The 23,612-nt window shown below is 61.8% G+C and carries 23 protein-coding genes and 1 tRNA gene; 14 read left to right on the forward strand and 10 right to left on the reverse strand.

The features are described from left to right. Positions 1 to 157: 157 nt before the first annotated feature. Entirely contained in the window at positions 158 to 1,498 is a 1,341-nt protein-coding gene (gene proS / locus ACR0EF_RS02095) for a proline--tRNA ligase (RefSeq protein ID WP_170340222.1), read from the forward strand. Continuing rightward, positions 1,482 to 2,375 (forward strand): glycosyltransferase family 2 protein, encoded by an 894-nt coding sequence (locus ACR0EF_RS02100; protein WP_170369451.1) that lies wholly within the window; start codon positions 1,482 to 1,484, stop codon positions 2,373 to 2,375. The genes proS and ACR0EF_RS02100 overlap by 17 nt, the downstream gene beginning before the upstream one ends. Here the strand turns inward: ACR0EF_RS02100 and ACR0EF_RS02105 are convergent. After that, positions 2,372 to 2,731 carry a hypothetical protein gene (locus tag ACR0EF_RS02105; protein WP_170369449.1) on the reverse strand — a complete coding sequence of 120 codons (360 nt, stop codon included), beginning with the start codon at positions 2,729 to 2,731 and terminating at the stop codon, positions 2,372 to 2,374. The two genes, ACR0EF_RS02100 and ACR0EF_RS02105, sit on opposite strands and share 4 nt — an antisense overlap. Positions 2,732 to 3,043: 312 nt before the next feature. Here ACR0EF_RS02105 and ACR0EF_RS02110 point away from each other — a divergent pair, with 312 nt between their 5' ends. The 3 genes from ACR0EF_RS02110 to ACR0EF_RS02120 all read left to right on the forward strand — a co-directional run bounded on the left by ACR0EF_RS02110 (position 3,044) and on the right by ACR0EF_RS02120 (position 6,095). After that, a complete protein-coding gene (locus tag ACR0EF_RS02110) occupies positions 3,044 to 4,048 on the forward strand; it encodes a DUF6492 family protein (RefSeq protein ID WP_170369447.1) in 1,005 nt (334 codons plus the stop codon). Between the two features lie 81 nt (positions 4,049 to 4,129). After that, positions 4,130 to 5,416, forward strand: coding sequence for a lipoprotein-releasing ABC transporter permease subunit (locus ACR0EF_RS02115; RefSeq protein WP_170369445.1), 1,287 nt, complete (start codon positions 4,130 to 4,132; stop codon positions 5,414 to 5,416). After that, positions 5,409 to 6,095, forward strand: a complete 687-nt coding sequence (locus ACR0EF_RS02120; RefSeq protein ID WP_170340830.1) for an ABC transporter ATP-binding protein — start codon at positions 5,409 to 5,411, stop codon at positions 6,093 to 6,095. The genes ACR0EF_RS02115 and ACR0EF_RS02120 overlap by 8 nt, the downstream gene beginning before the upstream one ends. Here ACR0EF_RS02120 and ACR0EF_RS02125 read toward each other — a convergent pair. Next, entirely contained in the window at positions 6,079 to 6,516 is a 438-nt protein-coding gene (locus ACR0EF_RS02125) for a DMT family transporter (protein ID WP_093964801.1), read from the reverse strand. The two genes, ACR0EF_RS02120 and ACR0EF_RS02125, sit on opposite strands and share 17 nt — an antisense overlap. Before the next feature lie 95 nt (positions 6,517 to 6,611). Here ACR0EF_RS02125 and ACR0EF_RS02130 point away from each other — a divergent pair, with 95 nt between their 5' ends. Then, positions 6,612 to 7,016, forward strand: coding sequence for a c-type cytochrome (locus tag ACR0EF_RS02130; RefSeq protein WP_170371577.1), 405 nt, complete (start codon positions 6,612 to 6,614; stop codon positions 7,014 to 7,016). Between the two features lie 3 nt (positions 7,017 to 7,019). Here ACR0EF_RS02130 and ACR0EF_RS02135 read toward each other — a convergent pair whose 3' ends face one another. Then, positions 7,020 to 7,706 carry a hypothetical protein gene (locus tag ACR0EF_RS02135; protein ID WP_170371575.1) on the reverse strand — a complete coding sequence of 229 codons (687 nt, stop codon included), beginning with the start codon at positions 7,704 to 7,706 and terminating at the stop codon, positions 7,020 to 7,022. 40 nt (positions 7,707 to 7,746) lie between these two features. After that, positions 7,747 to 8,409 (reverse strand): DNA-3-methyladenine glycosylase I, encoded by a 663-nt coding sequence (locus ACR0EF_RS02140; protein WP_170340838.1) that lies wholly within the window; start codon positions 8,407 to 8,409, stop codon positions 7,747 to 7,749. A gap of 397 nt (positions 8,410 to 8,806) precedes the next feature. Here ACR0EF_RS02140 and ACR0EF_RS02145 point away from each other — a divergent pair, with 397 nt between their 5' ends. From ACR0EF_RS02145 to ACR0EF_RS02175, 7 genes are all read left to right on the forward strand, one after another. Then, positions 8,807 to 9,757, forward strand: coding sequence for an ABC transporter substrate-binding protein (locus ACR0EF_RS02145; RefSeq protein WP_170340840.1), 951 nt, complete (start codon positions 8,807 to 8,809; stop codon positions 9,755 to 9,757). Positions 9,758 to 9,766: 9 nt separating this feature from the next. Then, complete coding sequence (locus ACR0EF_RS02150) at positions 9,767 to 10,819, forward strand: betaine/proline/choline family ABC transporter ATP-binding protein (RefSeq protein ID WP_170340842.1); 1,053 nt, start codon at positions 9,767 to 9,769, stop codon at positions 10,817 to 10,819. Beyond that, positions 10,816 to 12,882, forward strand: a complete 2,067-nt coding sequence (locus tag ACR0EF_RS02155; protein WP_170371573.1) for an ABC transporter permease — start codon at positions 10,816 to 10,818, stop codon at positions 12,880 to 12,882. The genes ACR0EF_RS02150 and ACR0EF_RS02155 overlap by 4 nt, the downstream gene beginning before the upstream one ends. A 105-nt stretch (positions 12,883 to 12,987) precedes the next feature. Continuing rightward, positions 12,988 to 13,653, forward strand: a complete 666-nt coding sequence (locus ACR0EF_RS02160) for an NnrU family protein (RefSeq protein ID WP_170340844.1) — start codon at positions 12,988 to 12,990, stop codon at positions 13,651 to 13,653. A 71-nt stretch (positions 13,654 to 13,724) separates the two neighbouring features. Continuing rightward, complete coding sequence (locus ACR0EF_RS02165) at positions 13,725 to 14,246, forward strand: DUF2478 domain-containing protein (protein ID WP_170340846.1); 522 nt, start codon at positions 13,725 to 13,727, stop codon at positions 14,244 to 14,246. Positions 14,247 to 14,336: 90 nt separating this feature from the next. Beyond that, on the forward strand, positions 14,337 to 15,584 hold the full coding sequence (locus ACR0EF_RS02170) for a D-arabinono-1,4-lactone oxidase (protein ID WP_170371571.1): 1,248 nt from the start codon (positions 14,337 to 14,339) through the stop codon (positions 15,582 to 15,584). Continuing rightward, a complete protein-coding gene (locus tag ACR0EF_RS02175; protein WP_170371569.1) occupies positions 15,581 to 16,702 on the forward strand; it encodes an alanine racemase in 1,122 nt (373 codons plus the stop codon). Before ACR0EF_RS02170 ends, ACR0EF_RS02175 begins: the two co-directional genes overlap by 4 nt. 6 nt (positions 16,703 to 16,708) lie before the next feature. Here ACR0EF_RS02175 and ACR0EF_RS02180 read toward each other — a convergent pair whose 3' ends face one another. From ACR0EF_RS02180 to ACR0EF_RS02205, 6 genes are all read right to left on the reverse strand, one after another. Then, on the reverse strand, positions 16,709 to 17,464 hold the full coding sequence (locus ACR0EF_RS02180; protein ID WP_093964811.1) for an ABC transporter ATP-binding protein: 756 nt from the start codon (positions 17,462 to 17,464) through the stop codon (positions 16,709 to 16,711). 9 nt (positions 17,465 to 17,473) lie between these two features. Next, positions 17,474 to 18,229: an ABC transporter ATP-binding protein gene (locus ACR0EF_RS02185; RefSeq protein WP_093964812.1), complete on the reverse strand. Its 756-nt coding sequence runs from the start codon at positions 18,227 to 18,229 to the stop codon at positions 17,474 to 17,476. 12 nt (positions 18,230 to 18,241) lie between these two features. Next, on the reverse strand, positions 18,242 to 19,447 hold the full coding sequence (locus ACR0EF_RS02190; protein ID WP_149774706.1) for a branched-chain amino acid ABC transporter permease: 1,206 nt from the start codon (positions 19,445 to 19,447) through the stop codon (positions 18,242 to 18,244). A gap of 3 nt (positions 19,448 to 19,450) precedes the next feature. Next, positions 19,451 to 20,482 (reverse strand): branched-chain amino acid ABC transporter permease, encoded by a 1,032-nt coding sequence (locus ACR0EF_RS02195; protein ID WP_170340251.1) that lies wholly within the window; start codon positions 20,480 to 20,482, stop codon positions 19,451 to 19,453. Positions 20,483 to 20,586: 104 nt separating this feature from the next. Then, entirely contained in the window at positions 20,587 to 21,933 is a 1,347-nt protein-coding gene (locus ACR0EF_RS02200; RefSeq protein ID WP_093964815.1) for a substrate-binding protein, read from the reverse strand. A 430-nt stretch (positions 21,934 to 22,363) separates the two neighbouring features. After that, positions 22,364 to 22,447: transfer RNA gene (locus ACR0EF_RS02205), tRNA-Tyr, on the reverse strand. Between the two features lie 116 nt (positions 22,448 to 22,563). Between ACR0EF_RS02205 and rlmB the strand changes: the two genes are divergently transcribed. Continuing rightward, positions 22,564 to 23,337 carry a 23S rRNA (guanosine(2251)-2'-O)-methyltransferase RlmB gene (gene rlmB, locus ACR0EF_RS02210; RefSeq protein ID WP_170365706.1) on the forward strand — a complete coding sequence of 258 codons (774 nt, stop codon included), beginning with the start codon at positions 22,564 to 22,566 and terminating at the stop codon, positions 23,335 to 23,337. Positions 23,338 to 23,612 lie beyond the last annotated feature (275 nt).

A 23,612-nucleotide genomic window follows, 5' to 3' on the forward strand; every position in this document is an offset into this window, starting at 1 on the left:
CGTCTTCAGAAGTTTTCCCAATGTTTCGAGACCTGATTGGCGGGTCAATCAAAATTCCGACTGACCTGAGGTCGCAAATCCGCCATTGCCCGATTGCCCCCGGCGGGGCTTTCGCATAATCACGTGGCCGTGGAATTCTCACCTGCAAGGTAAAAACATGCGCCTCAGCCGTTACTTTCTGCCCGTACTCAAGGAAAACCCGTCCGAGGCCCAGATCGTCAGCCACCGGCTGATGCTGCGCGCCGGGATGATCAAGCAGGCTGCCGCCGGGATCTATTCGTGGCTGCCGCTGGGTTTCAAGGTGCTGCGCAAGCTGGAAAACATCGTGCACGAGGAGCAGATCCGCGCCGGGCACATCCCGATCCAGATGCCGATCCTGCAATCGGCCGATCTGTGGCGGGAATCCGGGCGCTATGATGATTACGGTCAGGAAATGCTGCGTATGCAGGACCGCCATGGCCGCGATATGCTCTATACCCCTACCGCCGAGGAACTGGTCACCGACATTTTCCGCGGTCACGTCAGCAGCTACAAGGACCTGCCGCTGACGCTCTACCAGATCCAGTGGAAGTTCCGCGACGAGATCCGCCCCCGTTTCGGCGTGATGCGCGGCCGCGAGTTCTACATGAAGGACGGCTACAATTTCGATCTGACGAAAGAGGACGCGCTGCACGCTTATAACCGCCACCTGGTCAGCTATCTGCGCACCTATGAACGCATGGGCCTGCAGGCGATCCCGATGCGCGCCGACAGCGGTCCGATCGGCGGGGACGACACGCATGAATTCCTGGTGCTGGCCGATACCGGCGAATCCGAGGTGTTCTATGACAGCGCGGTCACCGACATCCGTCTGGGGCAGCGCGACATCGACTATGACGACAAGGCCCAGTGCCAGGCGATCATGGAGGAGTTCACGTCGCTCTACGCCCGAACGGATGAGACCCATGACGAGGCCCTGTTCCAACAGGTGCCCGAGGAACGCCGCCGCAGCGCGCGTGGCATCGAGGTGGGCCAGATCTTCTATTTCGGCACCAAGTATTCCGAGCCGTTGGGCGCCACCGTTCAAGGCCCCGACGGCAAGCAGGTTCCGGTGCACATGGGCAGCCACGGAATCGGCGTCAGCCGCCTGATCGGCGCGATCATCGAGGCCAGCCACGACGACAAGGGTATCATCTGGCCCGAGGGCGTGACCCCGTTCCACTGCGGCATCGTCAACCTGAAGCAGGGCGATGACGAGGCCGACGCGGCCTGTGACAAGATCTACAAGGCGCTGACCGCGCTGGGGCTTGAGCCGCTCTATGACGACCGCAACGAGCGGGCAGGGGGCAAGTTCGCCACGATGGATCTGATCGGCCTGCCCTGGCGCATCACCGTCGGCCCGCGCGGGTTGAAGAACGGAGTGGTCGAGCTGACCAGCCGCCGTACCGGCGAAAGCGAAGAACTGAGCCCCGAGGCCGCCGTAACCCGCATTGCCGAGATCTATGAGCGCACCGTCTGAAACCGGTGACGCGCCGCTGATCTCGGTGATCACGGCGACTTGGAACCTGCTGTCCCAAGGGCGCCAGGACACATTTCGCCGCGTCATCGAATGCATGGCGCGGCAGAATTGCGACCGTTCCGAGCACATCATTCAGGACGGAGCCTCAACGGACGGGACGGTCGAATTCATTCAGGACTTGATCGCCGACGCGCCGCGTACACGCCTGATCAGTGAACCGGACCAAGGCCTGTACGACGCGATGAACCGCGGCGTCGAAGCGGCACGCGGCGAATACGTGCTGTTCCTCAATTCCGACGACTCGTTGGCCGCGGATGATGTTCTGAACCGGGCGGCCGAGCGATTGACCGCGACCCGCCCCGACTATCTTTTTGGGTCCACCTTACACCGGTCCGCGGACGGCGGCGAAAAGATGGAAAAACGGATGTCGGTCAAAGCCATCCTTCAGCGGATGCCGTTTTGCCATAACTCTGTTTTTCTACGGCGGGATGTTTTTATGCAGTTGGGTGGCCATGACACCCAGTTTCGCATTGCTGGCGATTATGACCTGATGCTGCGGCTGGTTGCCGGTGGCTATCGCGGCGAAAGGATGGATGAACCTATTTCGCTGTTCTGGGACCGTGGCGAGACCAGCGACCAGCAAGCGACGGGGCAGGACTATGCCCGAGTCTGGCAACGGTTCTTTGCCGACTATCGTGCGGCACAAGGCTTGGATCTGGGTGATTTCGCCGAGTTCTATCGCCGCGGGCATATGCCGGCAAACCTGCTCATCGAGGTGCTGAGGCGCCCGGAAACGCCACTGCCGATCCGGCGGGCCGCTAAACACGGCCTTGCCAAGTCTCTACGCCGGTCCGTCCAGTTCTGGCGGCGGTACTAGGACCCGCCCGTCGCCGGACGCGCGCGAAGCAGTTCACCATCCGCCCTGTCACCTCGGGCGACTACGACGGGGCGGCCCATGCGTCGGACCAGATCCTTCAATTCGATGTCCAAGAACCGCAACCCGCAAAGCCGTGTGCCGGTCGCCCGGTCCATCAGGCACATGCGCCCGCTTTGGAATGCCAGGCGATAGCCTTTTTCGCGCAGCGTGTCGGCAAGACTGGCCCAACTGGCCGCACCGGCAAACAGCGGTCGGATGACGGCCCGCAGCAACGCCGCGGTTTCGCAATCCATGTCCTGAGATGTGATCGTCGTGGCTGGCGCACCAACCTGTTCAATTTCCTTTTCAATATTCATGAGCGACCCCCGCTCTTTAAAATGTATTCCCCCACAATCAGGGTGCCAAAATTTCTCAAAAGAAGCAAAATGCGAAACAAAGTTGCTGTGAAAATGTTGCATTTCAAGTTCAGTTTAATGTCTGAACCTCACATTGACTTCATACCTGAAACAATAAGGGCCTGTCTGTGATGGGCTTCACAACCAGCGGTGTAATCGTCTTCCGAAATTCATCCGCTGCTGGAATTTGCGCCCGACGGCTGATTCTGCGGCAACACGGCAAAGCGGATTTGGCGGCCGGTCGAGAAGCTGATACAGCGGCGCCAAGTGATTATGAAAGGCAACCCGACCGTGCTGAGTTTTGCCACGATAGTGTATTCCAAGGATTACCCGCTGCTCGAGTTGCAGGCGCGTTCTTTTGCGCGATTTGCTGATCCGGCCAAGGTTGCTTCCATCCATGTTGTCCTGAACGACGTCGACGAAACCACATTGCGGGCGCGTATCGAGCCAATATTGGCGGCCTATGGTCCTTTGCAATCCAAGGTTCGGGTCGTCGGGGGCGACGACATTCTGCTTGGGGCAGGTCAATGCACCCGGCGTTCACTAGGCGACCGGCTTCTGATTGAAGGACGGCACCGTATCCCTTTCGTGCGAAAGGGGGGCTGGCGCGGCAACAACGGATACCGCACGCAGCAAGTGCTCAAGCTGGGTGCCGCACGGATCGCCGAGGCGGAGCAGATGGTTATCCTGGACACCAAAAACCTGTTTCTGCGGTCTTTCACTGAGTCAGAGTTCTTTTCGGATGGCGGAGCCGCCCGGCTTCCGTTCATTTCGGTCAACAGCGACTTTCACCGCAACTGGCTGCAGCAGAGCCTGGACGCTTTGCAGGTCACCGTCCCGGACGTTGAGACTTTGAAGACCACGACGTTTTCGACGCCGTTCCCGGTGCGTAGGTCGATGGTTCTGGAGATGTTGGACGAGATCAACGAACGCTACGGTTCGGTGCAGTCGCTCTTCGGATCGCGCCGGAGACCCTCGGAATTCATGCTGCTGAATGCGTTTTGTCTCCGGTCGGATCTGGCTTTGCGCCCGTGGTTCGAGGACGCACCCAGCACCGCGCTGGGGCTTTGGCCGACCTATTCGCAACAGAAGCTGGAAGACCTGATCGCCAGGATCGACGAACCGGAACTGTTGAGCCTTGGTCTGCACAACCGGGCGGTTTCCATGCTGACGCCTGAAACCCAAGATCGCTTGTTCGATGCCTTGGCGCGTCGGGGGATCAGTGATCGTGAGACGACCCAGTCCGTGCTGAGTGCAACTGCGTCGCTGGCCGGTTGAACGGGCGCGTACATCCAGAACCGGCTTGACCATCCAGCCAAATCCCGAAAATGTCCCCACCACAGATTTGCCGGAGCAGGAATGGCCAGAACACCCCCTCCCTTTGCCGCCTTCGAATGGAAGATCGCTTGGCGCTATCTGCGCGCCCGGCGTGCCGAAGGCGGTGTAAGCGTGATGACGTGGATCTCGTTGATCGGGATCACGCTGGCCGTGTTCGCGCTGATCGCCACGCTGGCGGTCCGGTCTGGGTTCCGGTCCGAATTCGTGGGCACCATTCTTGGGGCCAACGCTCATGTAACAGTCTACTCGGCCGGCGAACTGGACGCGCAAGGGCAGGTTGATCGCACCATCGTTGAATACGACGCCATGGCCGAACGTATCGCGCAGGTGCCGGGTGTTCAGCGCGCCGCTCCGCTGGTCAAGGGGCAAGTTCTGATCACCAACCGCGATCGTAGCAGCGGGGTCGAGGTGTTCGGTATCCGCCCCGACGACCTGTACAGCCTGCCCGGTATCGCCGAAAGCGATCAGGCTTACGGCGACCTGTCCCGGTTCGAAGAGGGGATCGCCATCGGCTCGGGCGTGGCCCGCGCCATCGGCGCAACGGTGGGGGATCGGGTCAAGCTGACCTCGCCCAACGGGGTGAAGACCGCCTTCGGCACCTCGCCCCGCGTGAATGCCTATGAAGTCGTCTACGTGTTTTCGGCCGGGCGCTATGACATCGACCGCACCCGCGTCTACATGCCGTTTTCCGAGGCGCAGAGCTTTTTCAACCGCGAGGGCGTCGCCGACGAGATCGAAGTGATGGTCGATCGCCCCGAGGACCTGAACCCCATCCTGATCCCTATCCTTGAGGCGGCGGGAGAACGCTCGCAGATCTGGACATGGCAGGATGCCTCAGGCGGTTTTCTGCGCGCGCTCGAGGTCGAGGACAACGTGATGTTCATCATCCTGTCGATCCTCGTGCTGATCGCCGCGATGAACATCGTCTCGGGGCTGATCATGCTGGTGAAAAACAAGGGCCGCGACATCGGCATCCTGCGCACTATCGGGCTGAGCGAGGGTTCGGTGCTGCGGGTGTTCTTCATCTGTGGCGCCTTCACCGGGATCATAGGCACCGCGATGGGCGTCATCCTGGGCTGCCTGTTCGCGCTCTATATCGATCCGATCTTCTCTTTCGTGAACTACGTGATGGGCGGCGGCGTCTGGGATCCGGCGATCCGCGGCATCTATGCCTTGCCGGCCGAGCTGCACCTGTCGGACGTGCTCAAGGCGGTTGGGCTGTCGCTGGGTCTGTCCTTCTTCGTCACCTATTTCCCGGCCCGCCGTGCGGCACGGCTGAACCCGGTCGAGGCGCTGCGATATGAATGATGTCACCTTGCGTCTGACCGGCCTGACCAAGACCTATCTGAAAGGCACGCCCGCCGAGGTGCAGGTGCTGCGCGGCGCCGATCTGGAGCTGCGCGCGGGCGAGGCGGTAGCTCTTGTGGCGCCCTCGGGGGCGGGCAAGTCGACCCTTCTGCATATCGCCGGTCTGCTGGATACACCGGATTCCGGGACGGTCGAAATCGGCGGTCAGGACGCGACCGGCAAGGGCGACCGCACCCGCACCGCGATGCGTCGGCGGGATGTGGGTTTTGTCTATCAGTTTCATCACCTGCTGCCGGAATTCACCGCGCTGGAAAATGTCGTGCTTCCGCAATTGGCCAACGGGGTGTCCGACAGGGCGGCCAAGGCCCGCGCGATGGATCTGCTGGGACGTGTCGGCGTCGCCGAACGTGCCGACCACCGCCCGGCAGCTTTGTCGGGGGGCGAGCAGCAGCGGGTGGCCTTCTGCCGGGCCCTAGCCAATGAACCGCGTGTCCTGCTGGCGGACGAGCCAACAGGGAATCTGGACCCGGGTACCTCGGATCAGGTCTTTGCCGCGCTGATGGATTTGGTGCGCGAGTCCGGCCTGTCGGCGTTGATTGCCACGCACAACCTTGACCTTGCGGCGCGTATGGACCGGATGCTGCGGCTGGATGGGGGTGTGCTCAGGCCAGCTGAGTGATCGCGACGCCTACGGCCATCACCGCGATCCCGCCGGCGCGCATCAGGGTCAGCGGTGTGACCTGCGCGCCGAAAAGGCCGAAATGGTCGATGGCCGCGGTGCTGATCAACTGTCCCAACAGCACGAAGAACACCGCGTTGCCGACGCCGAAATGCGGTGCGACATGTGTGATGGATAGCACGTAGAAGGCAATAAGAACCCCACCCAACAGCAGATGTTTCGGTGTCTGCGCAACCTTTGCCAAAGCTTGTGTTCCGGGGAACAGCAGCATCACCAGCGCCGAAGACCCAAGCGCCACTGCAAACAGGATGACCGCAGCGGTGGTGGGCGAGCCGATCAGTTTTCCGAGCGCCGCATTCAGCGCGGCGAGAATCGGAACTCCGATCCCGGCGGCGAGCATGATGGCTGCATAATGTGTCATGGCCCGGACCCCTTAGCCGATTTCGTTGATCTGGATCATTGCGGGTCGGGACGGTTCGGGCAACCCTGCTTTTGGCGTTAGAACGGAGGAACGCAATGAAACTGTTGACGTTTACGGCATTGGCTATGGCCAGTACGATAGCCGCCACAGGCGCTGCAGCCCAGGATGCCGAAGCCGGGGAGCAGCTTTACCTGCACCATTGCGCCACCTGTCATGGACTGGATGCGACTGGACATGGACCAATGGCCGGCGTGCTGTTGATCCAACCGACCAATCTGAAGACGCTTGGGGACGCGGGCGGAAAATTTCCGACCGCGCGTGTGGTGCAGCGGATAGACGGCCGCGATCCTCTGGTCAGCCATGGCAGCCCGATGCCGGTCTACGGGCCGTATTTCGAAGGGCAGGACACCGCCATCAAGACAGATGTCGGACAGCCGATCCTGACCAGCAAGCCGATTGCCGATCTGGTCGCGTATCTAAAGACCTTGCAGGGCAAGTGAACCTCAGCGGCAGATGCCTTCCACCTTGGCGCCGCTCCAAGGGATGACCACGTCGCTTTCTCGCCGGGCACCCGGCAGTTTTGCCGGGTCAAAATGCTTGGCCAGCATGTCATGCAAACGCTGGGTCCGCGGGGCGTCCGGATCCAATGCGCGGCAGCAGACATATTCCTCGACGATGGCGCCCTGCTGCTCAAACCCGTAGTCCAGAAAATCGGCCGAGTTATCCAGATCGAACAGGTAAGGATCCTTGCGGCCACCATGTTCGGCGGCCGCCCGCAACGGGTGATAGCCGGTGGTTTTCCGGTTCTGCCATTGCCAGACATGGGTCAGTTCATGGGCAAAGATCATGGCGGCCACCAGGTTCATCTGGTCGGGGTACCGCGCCATGTAGTCGTCAAGATACCAGTCCTTGGTGAAGTAAACCCGGTTGAACAGAGCGATCGCCGCCGGTTTTCCGGTTACGATCTCGTCCTTGACCGGCGGCAGGATACGCTCGCGGCAAGCCAGCCTCGGTCTGGCTTTTCGTTCGTAGGTGATGGAGGTGACCGGCGCGCCCTCGACCAGCCGAACCCGGTCAAGATCCAGCGTTTCACCTTGAACCTTGCTTGCAAAGGCGCGCTCGTTCTCGGTCAGAGGACGACCGCAGGACAACAGAGCAAGAAAGAGCAGGATCGAAACCAACCGGACCATGACCAAACCCTAGCCCGCTGTGGTTCGGTCGCAAGCGATTCTAGAGGCTCATCGCAAGCACCCGGCTGATTTCGGTCAACGACCTGCCGGATTGATGCATCCAGATGTTGAAGGCGTCCTGCACCGCAGCCATCGCTTTCTTGGAGGTGGCTGGCTTGTCTATGACGCCTTCGGCGATCAAACGGGCGGTTACGTCGCGTGACAGGATAAAGCTGTCTCTTCCGGCAAAGCGCATCGCATACTGGGCTGAAGCCCCGCCCAACCGAGAACCACGTATTGCGAGCATGTCCAAAAGTCCGACATAGTCGGTCGATGGCCAGCCGCCCAACACTTTGCCGGCACCGCCTTCCGTGCGGAGTTCCAGAAGAAACGCTGCGTTGTCGCGCACGGTGGCGATCTTGGTGCCGTTGCGCACGATGCGCGTGTCCTGCAACAGCGCGTCGAATTTCTCATCATCCATGAAGGCGCAGCGCCCGACGTCGAACCCGTCAAAGGCCGCCTCGAAACCGTCCCACTTGGCCTCGATGACCTTCCAATTGAACCCAGCCTGAAAGATGCATTTTGTGATTGTCGAAAGCCACCGATCCTCTGGCAGGGTGGCCAATTCCTCTGCGGATTTGGGCTTGGACAGTTTGTCTTCAAGCGCGTGTTGTCCGCCGTGCCGGTCGGCCGCCAGCCCATAGATCTCATCGAAATGGTGCATCGCAAAGCTCCCTTCGCGCCAAATGTTGCCAATTTGTTCCACTAAATGCAAGGGCGGCGGCCGAGTATGGTCTGCCATTTGGGCAAAACAGTCGGAAAATCAGGAATTTGCCCCATCGCCACAAGAAATACTCGACAAACGACCCCAATTGGGTTTGTGATTGACTCGTCAATCAATGTCCGGTCCGCGAAACCTCGGGCAAGCCGCCCCACGACACGAGGGCGCAAGGGGAATGAAATGCGGTACCAAGGCCGTTTATTGGGAATGACGCGAACTGTTCGCTTTCCTTTTCCGGCCAAATTTGTGCATGTTGCGACATGGTATTGTCGTTAGACAAGTCAGCCGGCGGGCACGTTTCCGCCGGGGTGGGCAAAACAAAGAAACAGGGAGAAAATCCATGAAAAAACTGAATGTAAGCCTTCTGGCGATCATGGTCGCTGGCGCCGCGCACGCGGCTGACATGGGCGCGGTGGACGAGCCGATCAAACTGGCGATCAACGAGTGGACGGGCCAACACGTCACCACTCATGTCGCTGCAGAGATGCTCAAGGCCGCCGGTTACCAGGTCGAATTCGTCACCGCGGGCATGTTGAACCAGTTCCAGGCGCTGGCCGACGGAGACATCGACGCCACGCTCGAGATCTGGTCGTCGAACGTGTCGGACGAATACGCCAAGAAAATCGAAGAGGGCACCGTGGTCGAAATCGGCGACCTTGGCCTCGATGCGAAGGAAGGCATCGCATATCCGGCCCATGTCGCCGACCTTTGCCCGGGCCTGCCCGCGTGGGAAGCGCTGAAGGACTGCGCACAGAATTTTGCGACGGCCGAGACCCTGCCGATGGGACGTCTGGTCGACTATCCGGCTGACTGGGGTACGCCCGGGGCAGACCGCATGGTCGGGCTTGAACTGCCGTTCAAGGCTATTCCTGCCGGGTCCGAGGGCGCGCTGATTGCCGAACTACGCGCTTCGACCGAACGCAAATCGCCTCTGCTGATCACCTTCTGGCAACCGCATTGGGCCATGTCGGCCTATGATGTGAAATTCGTTGAGTTGCCGCCGGGTGAAGACGCTTGCTTCAACGATCCGGCCTGGGGGCCAAACCCCAATGCCGTCAATGACTGCGATTTCTCGCCCTCGCGCATCTTCAAAGCCGGGTGGAGCGGTCTGGCGGACAAGTGGCCTGCCGCGTATGAAATCCTGAACAACTATCAACTGGCGGTCGAAGACCAGCAGCCGATGATGGGGGCGATCGATGTCGACGGCGGCAAGGTCGAAGAGGTTGTCGCGGCCTGGATGGCGGACAACGAAGACAAGTGGCGTCCGGTCGTGGACGCGGCAACGAAGTGAGCCACCTAAGTGACTGACGCGAATACGCCAGCCATTGCCTGCCAGTCTCTCTGGCAGGTTTTTGGCCAAGGCGCAGAAAAAGCCCTGACCGACGCGTTGTCTCGGTCAGGGAACGACGCCGACAAGGCCGCCGCCAATTTGCGCGAACAGGGGTTCATCCCGGCTGTTCAGGATGCAAATTTCGAAGTCCGCGATGGTGAATTGTTCGTCATCATGGGTCTGTCGGGGTCCGGCAAGTCGACCCTGATCCGTTGCATCTCGCAACTGTTGCCCGGAACGGGTGGCGAGATCCGCATCGACGGCGACAACGTGATGGGTGCCCCGAAGAAGCAGCTGACCGAACTGCGCCGCAAGAAACTGGGCATGGTGTTCCAACATTTCGGACTGTTCCCGCACATGACGGTGGCCGAGAACGTCGCCTATCCGCTACGCGTGCAGGGTGTGGGCCGCAAAGAACGTCTGGCCCGCGCGCAGGAAGTCATTTCGCTGGTAGGGCTTGAGGGCCGCGAGGACAGCTTTCCCCGGCAACTTTCGGGCGGTCAGCGTCAGCGCGTGGGCATCGCCCGGTCTTTGGCAGTGAACCCCGACATCTGGTTCTTAGACGAGCCGTTCTCGGCCTTGGACCCGTTGATCCGGCGGCAGCTGCAGGACGAATTCCTGCGCATTCAGGCGACGCTGAAGAAATCCATCGTCTTCATCACGCATGATATTCAAGAAGCGCTAAAGCTGGCGGACCGCATCGCAATCATGCGGGACGGCAAGATTGTGCAGATCGGCACGCCGACGGATATCGTTCTGCGCCCCGTCGACGACTATGTGCGCGAGTTCTCAAAGGACGTGGCCAAGGGCCAGCACGCCAAAGTCGCCTCGGTCATGCAAGCGGGCGAGGCCGAGCGCGGTCCCGATGACCCTGGCCTGACAACAAAGATGACATTGGACGCGGCGCTGGCGCGCTGTATGGCATTGTACGAGCCCGTGCCGGTGCATGACGAAACCGGCGCGATCGTCGGCACCGTGCACCCCTCGGATCTGGCCGCAGCCCTGCAGGTGGATGACGCATGACCGTCGTCGCCGATGTTCCCAGACCCACTCGGATTCACCTGACAGCCGGAGCGCAGGCGGCCCTGATCACGCTGATCGTGGGCGCGCTGAGTCTGGCGCTTGAGCCGCACGCGCCCTGGCTCGTCAAATGGCCTGCGTCATGGGAAGTGCCAGCCACACAATGGGTGGGCGCCTTCCTCGACTGGTTTCTGAACGCGATCAAACCGGCGGCCCGGCTGTTTTCCGGCCTTATGGCCTACCCGATGAACTGGGCCAATTTCGTGCTGGGCAATACGCCCTGGCCAATTCTGATCGGGCTGGTGACGGCACTCGGCTGGTATTTGGGCGGGTTGCCCATGGCGGCGCTGGGCTTTCTGGGCCTCAGCTTCGTGCTGGCCTCGGGCTATTGGGCCGAGAGCATGAACACCTTGGCGCTGGTGGCCGTATCGGTCCCGGTCGCGCTGATCGTCGGCAGTGCAATTGGCATTCTGGCCAACGAAGTGCCGCGGGTGAAATCGGCCGTTCAGGCGGTGTTGGACATCATGCAGACGGTGCCGACCTTTGCCTATCTGACACCGTTGCTCCTGCTGTTCGGTTTTGGCCCTGTGGTGGGGCTGATCGCCTCGGCCATCTATGCGGCGCCGCCGATGGCGCGAAACGTGATGCTGGGGTTGGAGCGCGTGGAGCCCGAGATCAAGGAAGCCGCCATCATGTCGGGCGGCACCCGGTTCCAGCAGCTGTTCCAGGTGGAAATCCCGGCGGCGGCGACGCAGATCATGGTGGGTGTGAACCAGTGCCTGATGGCGGCCCTGTCGATGGTGATCATCGCTGCGGTCATCGGCGGGTTCAACGACATCGGCTGGGAGGTCCTGCTGACCATGCGCAAGGCGCAGTTCGGTGAATCTCTGCTGGCCGGCATGGTGATCGTTGTCTTTGCGGTGGTGATCGACCGCATGAGCGGCACGCTCGCAACCGAGCGCAACCGCCATGACAACCGCGTCGTCTGGGCGGTTCTCGGCTTTGCGGTCCTGTTCACGCTGCTGTTCTGGGCGCGGCTGCCCAACCCGTCCGAACTGACGCTTCTGGATCCGGTCGCGGAGGCGGTGGACAGCGGCCTGACAGCCTTTACCCAGAATAACGGCCCGTGGCTGGATTCGCTCAAGAACAACTCGATGTTCTATGTCCTGCTGCCGCTGCGGATCGGTCTGGATCAGGCAGTTTTGCCCTTTACCTGGGGGTTCCAGTGGACCCCGGCCATGAGCTTTGGACTGTTCGCCGCCGGTGCGGTGATCGCCTTGCTGATGGCATGGCGCGGGCACCTGACCGGTGGTCTGGTCACGCTGATCCTGATCGGCATGCTGGAAACCGGCATCGCGAACCTGCCATGGCCGTTCGTCCTGACCGGCGCGGCGGCGCTGGGCTGGGTGGCGGGCGGTTGGCGCCTGGCGGCGCTGTCGGTAGCGCTGCTGAGCACGATCCTGATCTCGGGCCTGTGGGAGAGGGCGTTGCTGTCGCTTTATCTCAGCGGTGCGGCGGTGTTTTTCTGCGCCGTCGTCGGCGGGCTGATCGGCCTCGCCAGCGCGGTCTGGTCGCCGGTCTGGAAGATCGTGCGCCCGATCTGCGACATGCTACAGACGATTCCCCTGTTCGTGTTCCTGATCCCGGTGCTGATGGTGTTCCAAATTGGCGAGTTCTCGGCCTTTCTGGCGATCTGCGCCTATGCGATCGTGCCGATGATCCGGTACACCCGTCACGGGCTGGTCAACACCCCGGACGAGATGATGGAGGCCGCGATCTCAAGCGGCGCGACCGAGTGGCAGATCATGCGCGACGTGCGTGCGCCCTATGCAGCGCCCACGATCCTTCTGGGGCTGAACCAGACGATCCTCTATGCCTTTGCGATGCTGGTGATCGCGGCGCTGATCGGCACGACCGGTCTGGGCCAGTCGATCTATCTGGCGCTGGGGCAGGCGGATGTGGGGCTGGGCATTTCGGCCGGGGCGGCGATGGCCATTCTGGCGCTGATCGCCGACCGCATGGTTCAGGGTTTTGCCGAGGAACGCCGCAAGGCGCTGGGCCTGTAACTCTGGATCGGGGGCGGCGCAGCTGCCCCCGACCACACTTGATTTCGGACAAGGACCGGGGCCGTTTCCCCCGGTATCTCGTGCGCAAAACAGGCGGAGATGACCATGGCCGGTTGGGGCGCTTTTGTTGCTGCACTTCTGATCTTTCTGCTGAGCCACGCCATTCCGGCGCGTCCGGCAGTGCGTGGCCGGCTGATCGGGTTGATGGGGCGCGGGCCCTATTTCGCGGTCTATTCGGCACTGTCACTGGCAGTTCTGGCCTGGCTGATCGTTGCCGCGGCCAACGCGCCCTATGTCGAGGTGATCCCACAGCTGGCGATCCTGCGCTGGGTGCCGCTGCTGGTGATGCCCGTCGTCTGCTGGCTGGCGGTGGCCGGGCTGGCGGCGACCAACCCGTTTTCCTTCGGCGGGCTGGGACGCCGCCCGTTCAACCCCGAGCAGCCCGGCATCCTGCGCACCACCCGCCACCCGATCTTGCTGGCGATGATGCTGTGGGCGCTGGCGCATCTGCTGGCCAATGGCAGCCTGGCGCATGTGGTTCTGTTCGGACTGTTCACGGGTTTCGCCTGGATGGGCATGGCCCTGATCGACAGGCGTAAGGCGCGCGAGATGGGGGCCGATTGGCCGCGCCTGTTGCGCAACACAGCACGCCTGTCGCTGCGGCTACCGCGCCCCTGGCCGAGGCCCTGGGTCTGGTTGGTGGCGGGGCTGGCCTATGTCGCGCTGTTGCACCTGCACGCGCCGGTGATCGGAGTGTCTCCGCTGCCTTGATGCTGGTGCTGGAAGGGGCGCCCCATGCGTGCTAATTAAAACAACAAGATGAAACCCAGAAAGGTCTGCCGATGCACCTGGCCTATGTCACCACTACCGATCGCGGCGCAACCGACCGCCTGCTGAGCGCGGTGGCCGAACGCCTGCTGGCCAAGGGCGCCCGTCTGGCCGGTGTGGTTCAGACCAACACCGATTGCGCCGACAGCAGCAAATGCGACATGGACCTGCGCGTGCTGCCGAATGGCAAGACCATCCGCATCTCGCAATCGCTGGGCCGCCAATCGCGCGGGTGCCGGCTGGATCCGGCCGCGTTGGAGCAGGCGGTGGGCTATGTGACGGCGTCTTTGGCCGACGGTCCGCAATTGCTGATCGTCAACAAGTTCGGCAAGCACGAGGCCGATGGCCGCGGGTTCCGCCCCGTCATCGCCGAGGCGCTGGCGCTGGATATCCCGGTGCTGGTCGGGGTCAACGGCCTGAACCGTGACAAGTTCGTGGATTTCACCGATGGCTCTGCGCAGTCGCTTGAACCCGATCTGGACGCCATCGAGGCCTGGTTCGACAGCGTCGCCAACCTGCGGCCTGCCGCCGAATAACAGCTTTCCCGACGTAACGTCCTGAAAACCGGGCTTGTTCCCTATCGCCCCGGCTGCAATCCTCTGCCCCGGATGGGAGGAGGATCAGCCATGTGGCAGAACTGGGCAGGCAACCAGACCAGCCAAATACGGCCCAAGCGGCCGACCACGACCGAAGACTTGCAGCAGCTGATCGCCTCGGCCGAAACCCTGCGTCCGGTCGGGGCAGGGCATTCCTTCACCCCGCTGGTTCCGGGCGCGCAACATATCATTGACCTTACCGCCTTGGACCTGCCTGCCGTGACGCAGATCGAAGGTGCACGGGCTTGGGTCAACGCCAATGCCCGGCTGCGCGATCTGTCGCCGGTCCTGGGCCAGCACGGTAAGGCCTTCCGCAATCTGGGTGATATCAACGTGCAAACTCTGGCCGGCGCGGCGGCCACGGCAACCCACGGCACCGGGCGCACCCTGCCGTGCCTGTCTGCCGAGATCACTGCAGCCCGGCTGATCGGCGCTGACGGACAGACCCTGACCACCGACGACATTCCACTGAACATGGTGCAGGTATCGTTGGGGATGCTGGGCATCGTGACCGAGGCGCAGATCAACGTCGTGCCGAAATACAACCTGCGCCGCCGGGTGCGTCTGTCAGACCTGCAGGACACACTGGAGCGCATGCACCAGCATTGGGACGAAAACAGGAATTTCGAGTTCTTCTACATCCCCTTCACCGGCAAGACCGTTGAAATCCGGCATGACATAACCGACGCGACCGAGACCCGCGCGCCGCGCGATCTGGACATGATCGCCGTCAAGGTTCTGAAGCTGGCGCGCAATGCGGGCCGGCTCAGCCCCGGTTTGCGGCGCGCCCTGCTGCGTCTGCTGACCTTGGCCCAATCCGACGAGGACTACACTGGCGAAAGCTGGCGTGTGTTGTGCAGCGACCGGCATATCCGGTTCAAGGAAATGGAATACCACCTGCCGCCGGAAAACGCCCGTGACGTGCTGTCAGAGCTGATCCGACGGTTGGAGCGTGACCACGCCGACATCTATTTCCCGATCGAGGTGCGGCAGACCGCAGGCGACGACGGCTGCCTGTCACCGTTCCGGGGTGGCCCGCGGGTATCGGTCGCCATCCACACCGATGCGAAGGAAGGCCATCTGCGCTATTTCGAGGCGATGGAGCCGCTGTTCCTGCAGGCCGGCGGCCGCCCCCATTGGGGCAAGTTGCACAGCCTGACCTATTCCGATCTGTCGCGCCTCTATCCCGAATTCGATGCATTCTGCACATTGCGTGAACGGCTGGACCCAAAGGGCAAGTTCCTGACACCCGCGCTGGCCCGGATGTTTCGCCCATGACTGCAGAGTATCTTGAACATCTCGCTCAAGCGCTGCGCGATCATGGTGTCGATCGGCCGGTTGCCGTCGTCGATCTGGACCGGGTCGATGGGAATTGCGACGCCGCCCGCGCGGGGTTGGACCACGGCTTGCAGGCCCGGCTGGTGGCCAAATCGCTGCCGTGTCTGCCTTTGCTGGACCATATCCGCGCCCGAATTCAAACATCGGGCCTGATGAGCTTTTCCCAACCCATGCTGTCGGCCCTGCTGGCCGCCGAGCCGGACACCGACCACCTGCTGGGCAAGCCGCTGCCGGTGACGGCCGCCCGGCGGATTCTTGAGACGCATCCCGACGCCGCCCAAAGGGTGCAGTGGCTGATCGACACGCCACAGCGGCTGGACGCATATCTGTCGCTTGCCGCTGACACGGGCCAAACCCTGCGCCTGTCGCTCGAGATCGACGTGGGCCTGCATCGCGGCGGGTTGACCCCCGATCAGGTCGCAGGCGTCGCGGCACGGATCGCGGATCGCGCCCATGTCACACTGTCGGGCGTGATGGGGTACGAGGTGCATCTGGCCAAACTGCCTGCGCCGCTCCGACGCCGCGCGCGGCGAGCCAGTGCCAAAGCCTTTGGGCAAGCGGTCGCTGCGCTGGGGCAGGGGGCGCAGGGGCTGTGCCTGAACACCGGTGGTAGCCTGACCTTTCAGGACCCGGCCACGCGAACCCCGGCGACCGAGGTCGCCTTTGGGTCGGTTCTGGTGAAACCTTCGGATTTTGACCACGCATCGACGAAGGCATTTTTGCCCGCCCTGTTCCTGGCCACACCGATCCTCAAGGTCATGCCGCGCAACCCGGTGCCGGGGATCGACCTGCCCGGCCTGCGCCGGTCCAACCTCGCCATTTCCGGTGGTCACTACCTGGCCAGACCCGTCTGGCCCGACGGGTTCGGCTATTCCGGTGTTTTCGGGCGTTCAAGCAATCAAGAGGTCTGGGTGGGTCCCAAAACAACCAGGGCGCAGCCCGGCGATATCGCCTTGCTGCGCCCCAGTCAGAGTGAAGCGGTTTTGAACCAGTTCGGCACGGTTCTGGCACTGCGGCAGGGGCGGGTCGTGGCGGAATGGGCCTGCCTGCCCAACTGACGCGGGTCAGATCGCCAGATATTCCTCGCGCAGCTGGGTGTTTTCCAGCACCTCGTCGGCGGTGCCGTCAAACACGATGCAGCCGGTGTCCAGAATGATCGCCCGGTCGGCCAGTTGCAGCGCGCGCACAGCGTTCTGTTCGACGATGATGGTGGTCATGCCCTGCTGCTTGATGTGGATCAGCGTCTTTTCGATCTCGTCCACGATCACCGGGGCCAGCCCTTCGTAGGGTTCGTCCAGCAGCAGCACCTTGATGTCCCGGGCCAACGCACGGGCGATGGACAGCATCTGCTGTTCGCCGCCCGAAAGGGTCACACCTTCTTGCTTGCGCCGTTCGCCCAGACGCGGGAACAGCTCGTAGATCCGTTCCAGCGACCAGCCGATCGGCGGGGCGATCTGAGCCAGCTGCAGGTTCTCCTCGACCGTCAGGCCGGGGATGATCCGCCGATCCTCGGGCACAAGGCCCAACCCGGCCGCGGCGGCCTCGTAACTGGTCATGTTGTGCAGTGGCTTGTGGTCCAGCCAGATTTCGCCGTGGCGCACCTCGGGCTCGCCCACGCGCGCGATCGAGCGCAGGGTCGAAGTCTTCCCGGCCCCGTTCCGCCCCAGCAGGGCCAGGATCTCGCCCTCGTGGACGTTGAAGCTGACGCCTTGGACGATGTAGCTTTCGCCATAATACGAATGCATGTCCCACACCGACAGAAACGCGGGCGCGGTGCTGGCCATGTTGGCGTTTTTCGAAAAGTCAGGTTTCTCGTTCATAGCTTTTCCTCACGCCGCCTCGCCCAGATAGGCCTCTCGGACCTTGGGGTTTCCGCGGATGTTTTCGGGGGTGTCTTCGACCAGCGGCGTGCCCTGCGCCAGAACGGTGATCCGCTCGGCCAGGCTGAACACCACATGCATGTCGTGCTCGATGATCGCGATGGTGATGTCGCGCTCGTCCTTGATCTGCTTCAGCAGGTCGATGGTGTTGTTGGTGTCGGCCCGTGCCATGCCGGCCGTAGGCTCGTCCAGCAGCAGCAGGCGCGGCTTCTGGCTGAGACACATGCCGATTTCGAGCCGCCGCTTGTCGCCGCGCGACAGCGAGGCTGAATGCATGTGCCGCTTGTCGGCCATGTTCATCTCTTCCAGCATGGCCTCGGCCTGTTCGACCACCTCTTTTTCGTTGGCGATGGTTTCGTAGGCGTGCATGCGGAATGCCCCGTCGCGCATCGCGAAGATCGGGATCAGCATGTTTTCCATCACGGTCAGCTCACCAAAGATCTCGGGTGTCTGGAAAACCCGGCTGATGCCCATCTGGTTGATCTGGTACGGCTCGCGCCCCAGCACCGACTGGTTGTCGAACAAGACCGAACCGGTATCCGGGATCAGTTTGCCCACCAGGCAGTTCAGCAGGGTGGACTTGCCCGCCCCGTTGGGGCCGATGATCGCATGGACCGAGTTTTCCTCGACGCTCAGGTTCACGTCCGTCAGGGCCTTGAGGCCGCCGAAGCGCTTGCTGACATCTTTTACTTTCAGAATTGCCATTGACGCGTTTCCTTATTCTGCCGGCTCGGTTTTGCCCTCGCGGGTGTCATCCCCGCCAACGCTTTTGCGGCGGATCCAGTTCAGCAACCGCTGACCGCCCTCGACCAGCCCGCCGGGCAGGTAGATCACCACCAGCATGAACAGGATGCCCAGGGTCAGGTGCCAGCCCTTGCCGATGAACGGGTGGATGATGAACACCACCGCGTCCTCAAGCCCGTCAGGCAGGAAGGCGAACCAGCTGTGCAGCACGTTGTCGTTGATCTTCGAGAAGATGTTCTCGAAATATTTTATGAAGCCCGCACCCAGAACCGGCCCGATCAGGGTGCCGGTGCCGCCCAGGATGGTCATCAGAACGACCTCGCCCGAGGCGGTCCATTGCATCCGTTCTGCGCCGGCCAGCGGGTCCATGGCGGCCATCAGGCCGCCGGCCAGACCGGCATACATGCCCGAGATCACGAAAGCGGCCAGAGTGTAGGGCTTGGAGTTCAGACCGGTATAGTTCATCCGCTGCTGGTTCGACTTCACCGCCCGCAGCATCATGCCGAAGGGCGAGCGGAAGATGCGGATCGCCAGGTAGAACACCACCATCATGATCACCGCACACAGGTAGTAGCCCGCGTTGAAGTCAAAGCTCCACGCGCCCACATCCATCGTGTAGGTCGCGCGCATCGGCAGTCCGAACAGATGCGGTAGATCGGGCGCATTGGCCCCCTGCAGGATCTGCGGGTCGTCGGCATAGACCTGCAGGCCGGTTTCGCCGTTGGTCAGGTTGAACTTGGGGTTCGACAGCACCGAATAGGCCAGCGCAAAGCTCATCTGCGCGAAAGCCAGCGTCAGGATCGAGAAGTAGATCCCCGACCGGCGAAGGCTGACATAGCCGATCAGCACCGAGAACAGCCCGGCGACCACGACGCTCAACGCGATGGCCGGGATGACGTTGTAGCTGAGCAGCTTGAACATCCAGACGGCCGAGTAGGAACCCACCCCCAGAAAGGCCGCGTGGCCAAAGGACAGGTATCCGGTCAGGCCGAACAGAATGTTGAACCCGATGGCAAAGATGCCGAAGATCACGAACCGCTGCATCAGGTCCGGATAGCCCGCATTGAACTGCGCCATGGCGCTGTCAGTGGGGAAGGGGTTCAGGATGAAGGGGGCCAGCAGCGTCAGGATTGCGACAATGATCAGCAGGCTTGTGTCTTTTTTGTTCAGTCCCAGCATGGGTTATTCCTCCATCACGCCTTTGCGGCCCATCAGACCCCGCGGACGGGTCAGAAGAACGATGATGGCGACAAGGTAGATGATGATCTGGTTGATGCCCGGGATCGTGGTGGTCGCCCAGGTGGTCGAGGCAAAGCTTTCAAGGATGCCCAGAAGGAACCCGGCCAGAACCGCGCCGGGCAGCGAGCCCATGCCGCCGACCACGACGACCACGAAGCTGAGCACAAGGAAATCCATTCCCATGTGATAGTTGGGCGGGTTCAGCGGCCCGTACATCACGCCAGCGAGGCCAGCCACCGCGGCTGCGATGCCGAACATGATGGTGAACCGCCGGTCGATGTTGATGCCCAGAAGGCCCACGGTCTCCCGGTCGGCCATTCCGGCGCGCACGACCATGCCGAAGGTGGTGAACTGCAGGAACGAGAACACGCCCCCGATGATCACGACCGCGAACAGGAAATATACCAGACGCCAGATCGGATAGATGATCGCGTTGGGATCGAACCCCAGCGCCACGCCCAGATCGACGGACCCGCTCAGTGCCGCAGGCGGCGGGGTCTGGATCGGGTTGGCGCCGAAGAAATACTTGATGATCTCTTGCAGAACGATGGCCAGGCCGAAGGTCACAAGGATCTGATCTGCATGGGGACGCTTGTAGAAATGCTTGATCAGGCCGCGTTCCATCACGTAGCCGACCATCAACATGATCGGGATGGCAAACAGGATGGCCAGTGGCACGGACCAGTCGATGATGGTCGCGCCCAGTTCGGGGCCGAACCAGCTTTCGACATAGGGGGTCTTCACCTTCAGCGGGTTGCCCAGAAAGTCGGTCTGGGTCTCGTCGACCACCTCGTAGCTGAGGTTGAAGATCTTCTGAAGCGTGACGGCACAGAAGGCGCCGATCATGAACAGGGCCCCGTGGGCAAAGTTCACCACGCCGAGCGTGCCGAAGATCAGCGTCAGCCCCAGCGCAATCAGCGCATAGGCCGAGCCCTTGTCCAGCCCGTTCAGAATTTGCAGTAGGATTGCGTCCATTGTCCTTACCTTTGACTGGTCCCGGCAGCTCTCCCCGGTCGTCTGACCGGAGAGAGCCGTTTTGAGGACTCAGGGGTTTTCTTGCGAAAAACCTAGTGTCGGGGTTACGCGCCCGGGTTGCACTTGCCCAGTTCGCCGCCGGCGAACATCGGGTGATCCGGATCGTACTCGACCTGCGCCCGCGGAGTGATTTCGACGATCTCCAGCGTGTCATAGGCGTTGGTCGGGTTTTCGTTGCCGCGCACGACCAGCACATCCTTGAAGCACTGGTGGTCGGCACCGCGATACCAGGTCGGGCCGTTGCCCAGACCGTCGAACTCGAAGTCCTCGAGAGCTTCGACCACGCCGCACGGGTTGAAGGTGCCTGCGCGCTCGCACGCATCCGCGTACAGCAGTACCTGGGCATAGCAAGTCTGAGCCGAGTTCGACGGCGGCTTGCCGTACTTCTCGCCGAAGGACTTCACGAAGGCCTTGGTGCCCTCATCCTGCAGCTGCCAGTTCCAGTTCATCGAACCCAGAACGCCTTTGATGTTCTCGCCAGCGCCGGCGGCCATCAGTTCCGAGTACAGCGGAACGACGATCTTGAAGTCCTTGCCGTTTACGACCTTGTCCAGCAGGCCGAACTGGATCGCGTTTGTCAGCGAGTTGACCATGTTGCCGCCGTAGTGGTTCAGAACCAGCACGTCCGCGCCCGAGTTCAGAACCGGCGCGATGTAGGACGAGAAGTCGGTCGAGGCCAGCGGGGTCTTGACGGTGTTGACCGTCTCCCAGCCCATCGCCTCGGTCGACGCCACGATCGACTCTTCCTGGGTCCAACCCCAGTTGTAGTCGGCGGTCAGGTGATAGGCGCGGCGTTCGGTGCCCATTTCCTTGGCCAGCACCGGCGCCAGAGCGGCACCCGACATGTAGGCGTTGAAGAAGTGACGGAAGCCGTTCGCCTTCTTGTCCTTGCCGGTGGTGTCGTTGGCGTGGGTCAGGCCGGCCATGAAGATCACGCCCGCCTCCTGGCAGAGGCCCTGAACCGCAACGGCCACGCCCGAGGACGAGCCGCCGTTGATCATGATCGCGCCATCCTTTTCGATCATCGACTTGGCCGATGCACGGGCAGCGTCGGACTTGGTCTGCGTGTCGCCGGTGACGAACTCGACCTTCTTGCCAAGGATGCCGTTCCCTTTCAGCGCCTTCGACGTGAAGGTGTTCAGGCAGCCGCCGTCGCCTTCACCATTCAGATGCTCGACCGCCAGCTGCTGCGCCAGCAGTTCGTCATTGCCTTCTTCGGCATAGGGGCCGGTCTGCGGCACGTTGAAGCCCAGCGTGACTGATCCGCCAGTGGGTTCGTTGGTATAGGCCGCGGCCGACGAGGCCGTGAAGATCGTCGGCAATGCCAGACCGGCGCTTGTGACGGCACCAGACTTCAGCACGCCGCGACGCGTGACAGATTTGTTTGACATGAATTCCTCCCAATTAGCAGGCTACGCCCTCGGGCTCCTCTTCCGTCGGGTAAAACGCAACCTGCGCAGGGCAAGTATGAGGGGCAGAATGAAAATTCCCCAACAAGTCCCTAGAAATGAAATATTATTTTGTAAATTCTTGAACTCTTTGATTTATGAATTTGTAAATTTTTGGAATTGGAAGATGCTAAGCTGCTCATTGGAAAGGATGAGTCAGAAAATCCCGTTTCGATACAAGCATCGGGTGTCTCGACGCAACCGCCAGTCCCACGCCGTCCGATGTCCGGCCGTTGATGCTCGGAGCATCGCATGATCTCCGGGCACTCAACCTTTGCCTGAATTTCCTCGCAGAATCGAGGGCAAACGCAAGGGACCACCTGGACAAATCCGGTGTGCAATATCCATCTGTGTTCTGATTTGCGGAAGAAAATGGTGGGCGACCCTGGAATCGAACCAGGCGTGCGTCTCCGCGAGGGAGTTACAGTCCCCTGCCACACCTTGCGGCCTGTCGCCCACTGTCAGGCGTTGCACCTGACGTGGAGGCGTGATTACTAGCGCTCAAAAGGAGCGTCAACAGGAAAATTCCGCTTTGGCGCAGGAAACATTGTTCCCGGCCCGGAGGCCAGTAAAATGAAGAAACCGAAGTGGGTGATCGAGAAAGAGCAGGCGCGCAAAGCGGCGGCTTCCGAAACCGTTTGGTTATTCGGATTGCACGCCGTGCGTGATGCGTTGATGAACCCCAAACGGCAGAAACTGCGCCTGATCGTGACCCGCAACGCGCAGGACAAGCTGGCGGATGCGATCGCGGAATCGGGCATGCAGGCTGAGCTCGTCGATCCGCGAAAATTCAACGCGCCAATCGACTCGGGCTCGGTGCACCAAGGCGCGGCGCTTGAAGTCAAGCCGCTGGAATGGGGCGGTCTGGCCGAGAATTGCATCGGGCGCGAAAACCCTCGGGTGCTGCTGTTGGACCGCGTGACCGATCCGCACAATGTGGGCGCGATTCTGCGCTCGGCCGAGGTTCTTGGCGCCAGCGCGGTCATCGGCACGCGCCACCACTCGGCGCCGGAAACCGGTGCGCTGGCCAAGACCGCCAGCGGTGCGTTGGAACGCCAGCCCTATCTGCGGGTGCGTAACCTGGCTGATGCGATCGTCGAGTTGCAGAATATGGGGTTCCTGGTTCTGGGCTTGGATGGTGAGGCCGAACAGACCATCGAGGCCGCTTTGGAGGGCAAGCGCGATCGGCCGGTTGCGCTGGTTCTGGGCGCCGAGGGGCCGGGGTTGCGGCAAAAGACCAAGGAAACGGTGGATATGCTTGTCAAAATTGACGCAGCGGGCGGTTTCGGATCCCTGAACGTCTCAAATGCCGCGGCGATTGCCCTATATGCTTCTCAGCCGCATTGAGAGGAGAGACCCATTCCCGCCCCGTCCAAGATTGCTACGTGCTGCTACTGCGGCACCCGCGCGGCGCTGGTCCTCAAGGGTCGCCAGCGGCACGAACTCAGCTGTTCCAGTTGCGGCGCCCCGTTGCATAACCTGAAGATGATTCCGGTCAAAAAGGCTTCGGATCCACAGCCGCGACACAGCATTCCGATGCAGAAGCCCAAAAAGAAGAGCTACAAGAAAAGAAAAAAAGGCCTTTTCTCGCGCGTTCTGGACGAAGCTTGGGATGTGATCGA

It is taken from the genome of Ruegeria sp. CG8, from assembly GCF_056537165.1.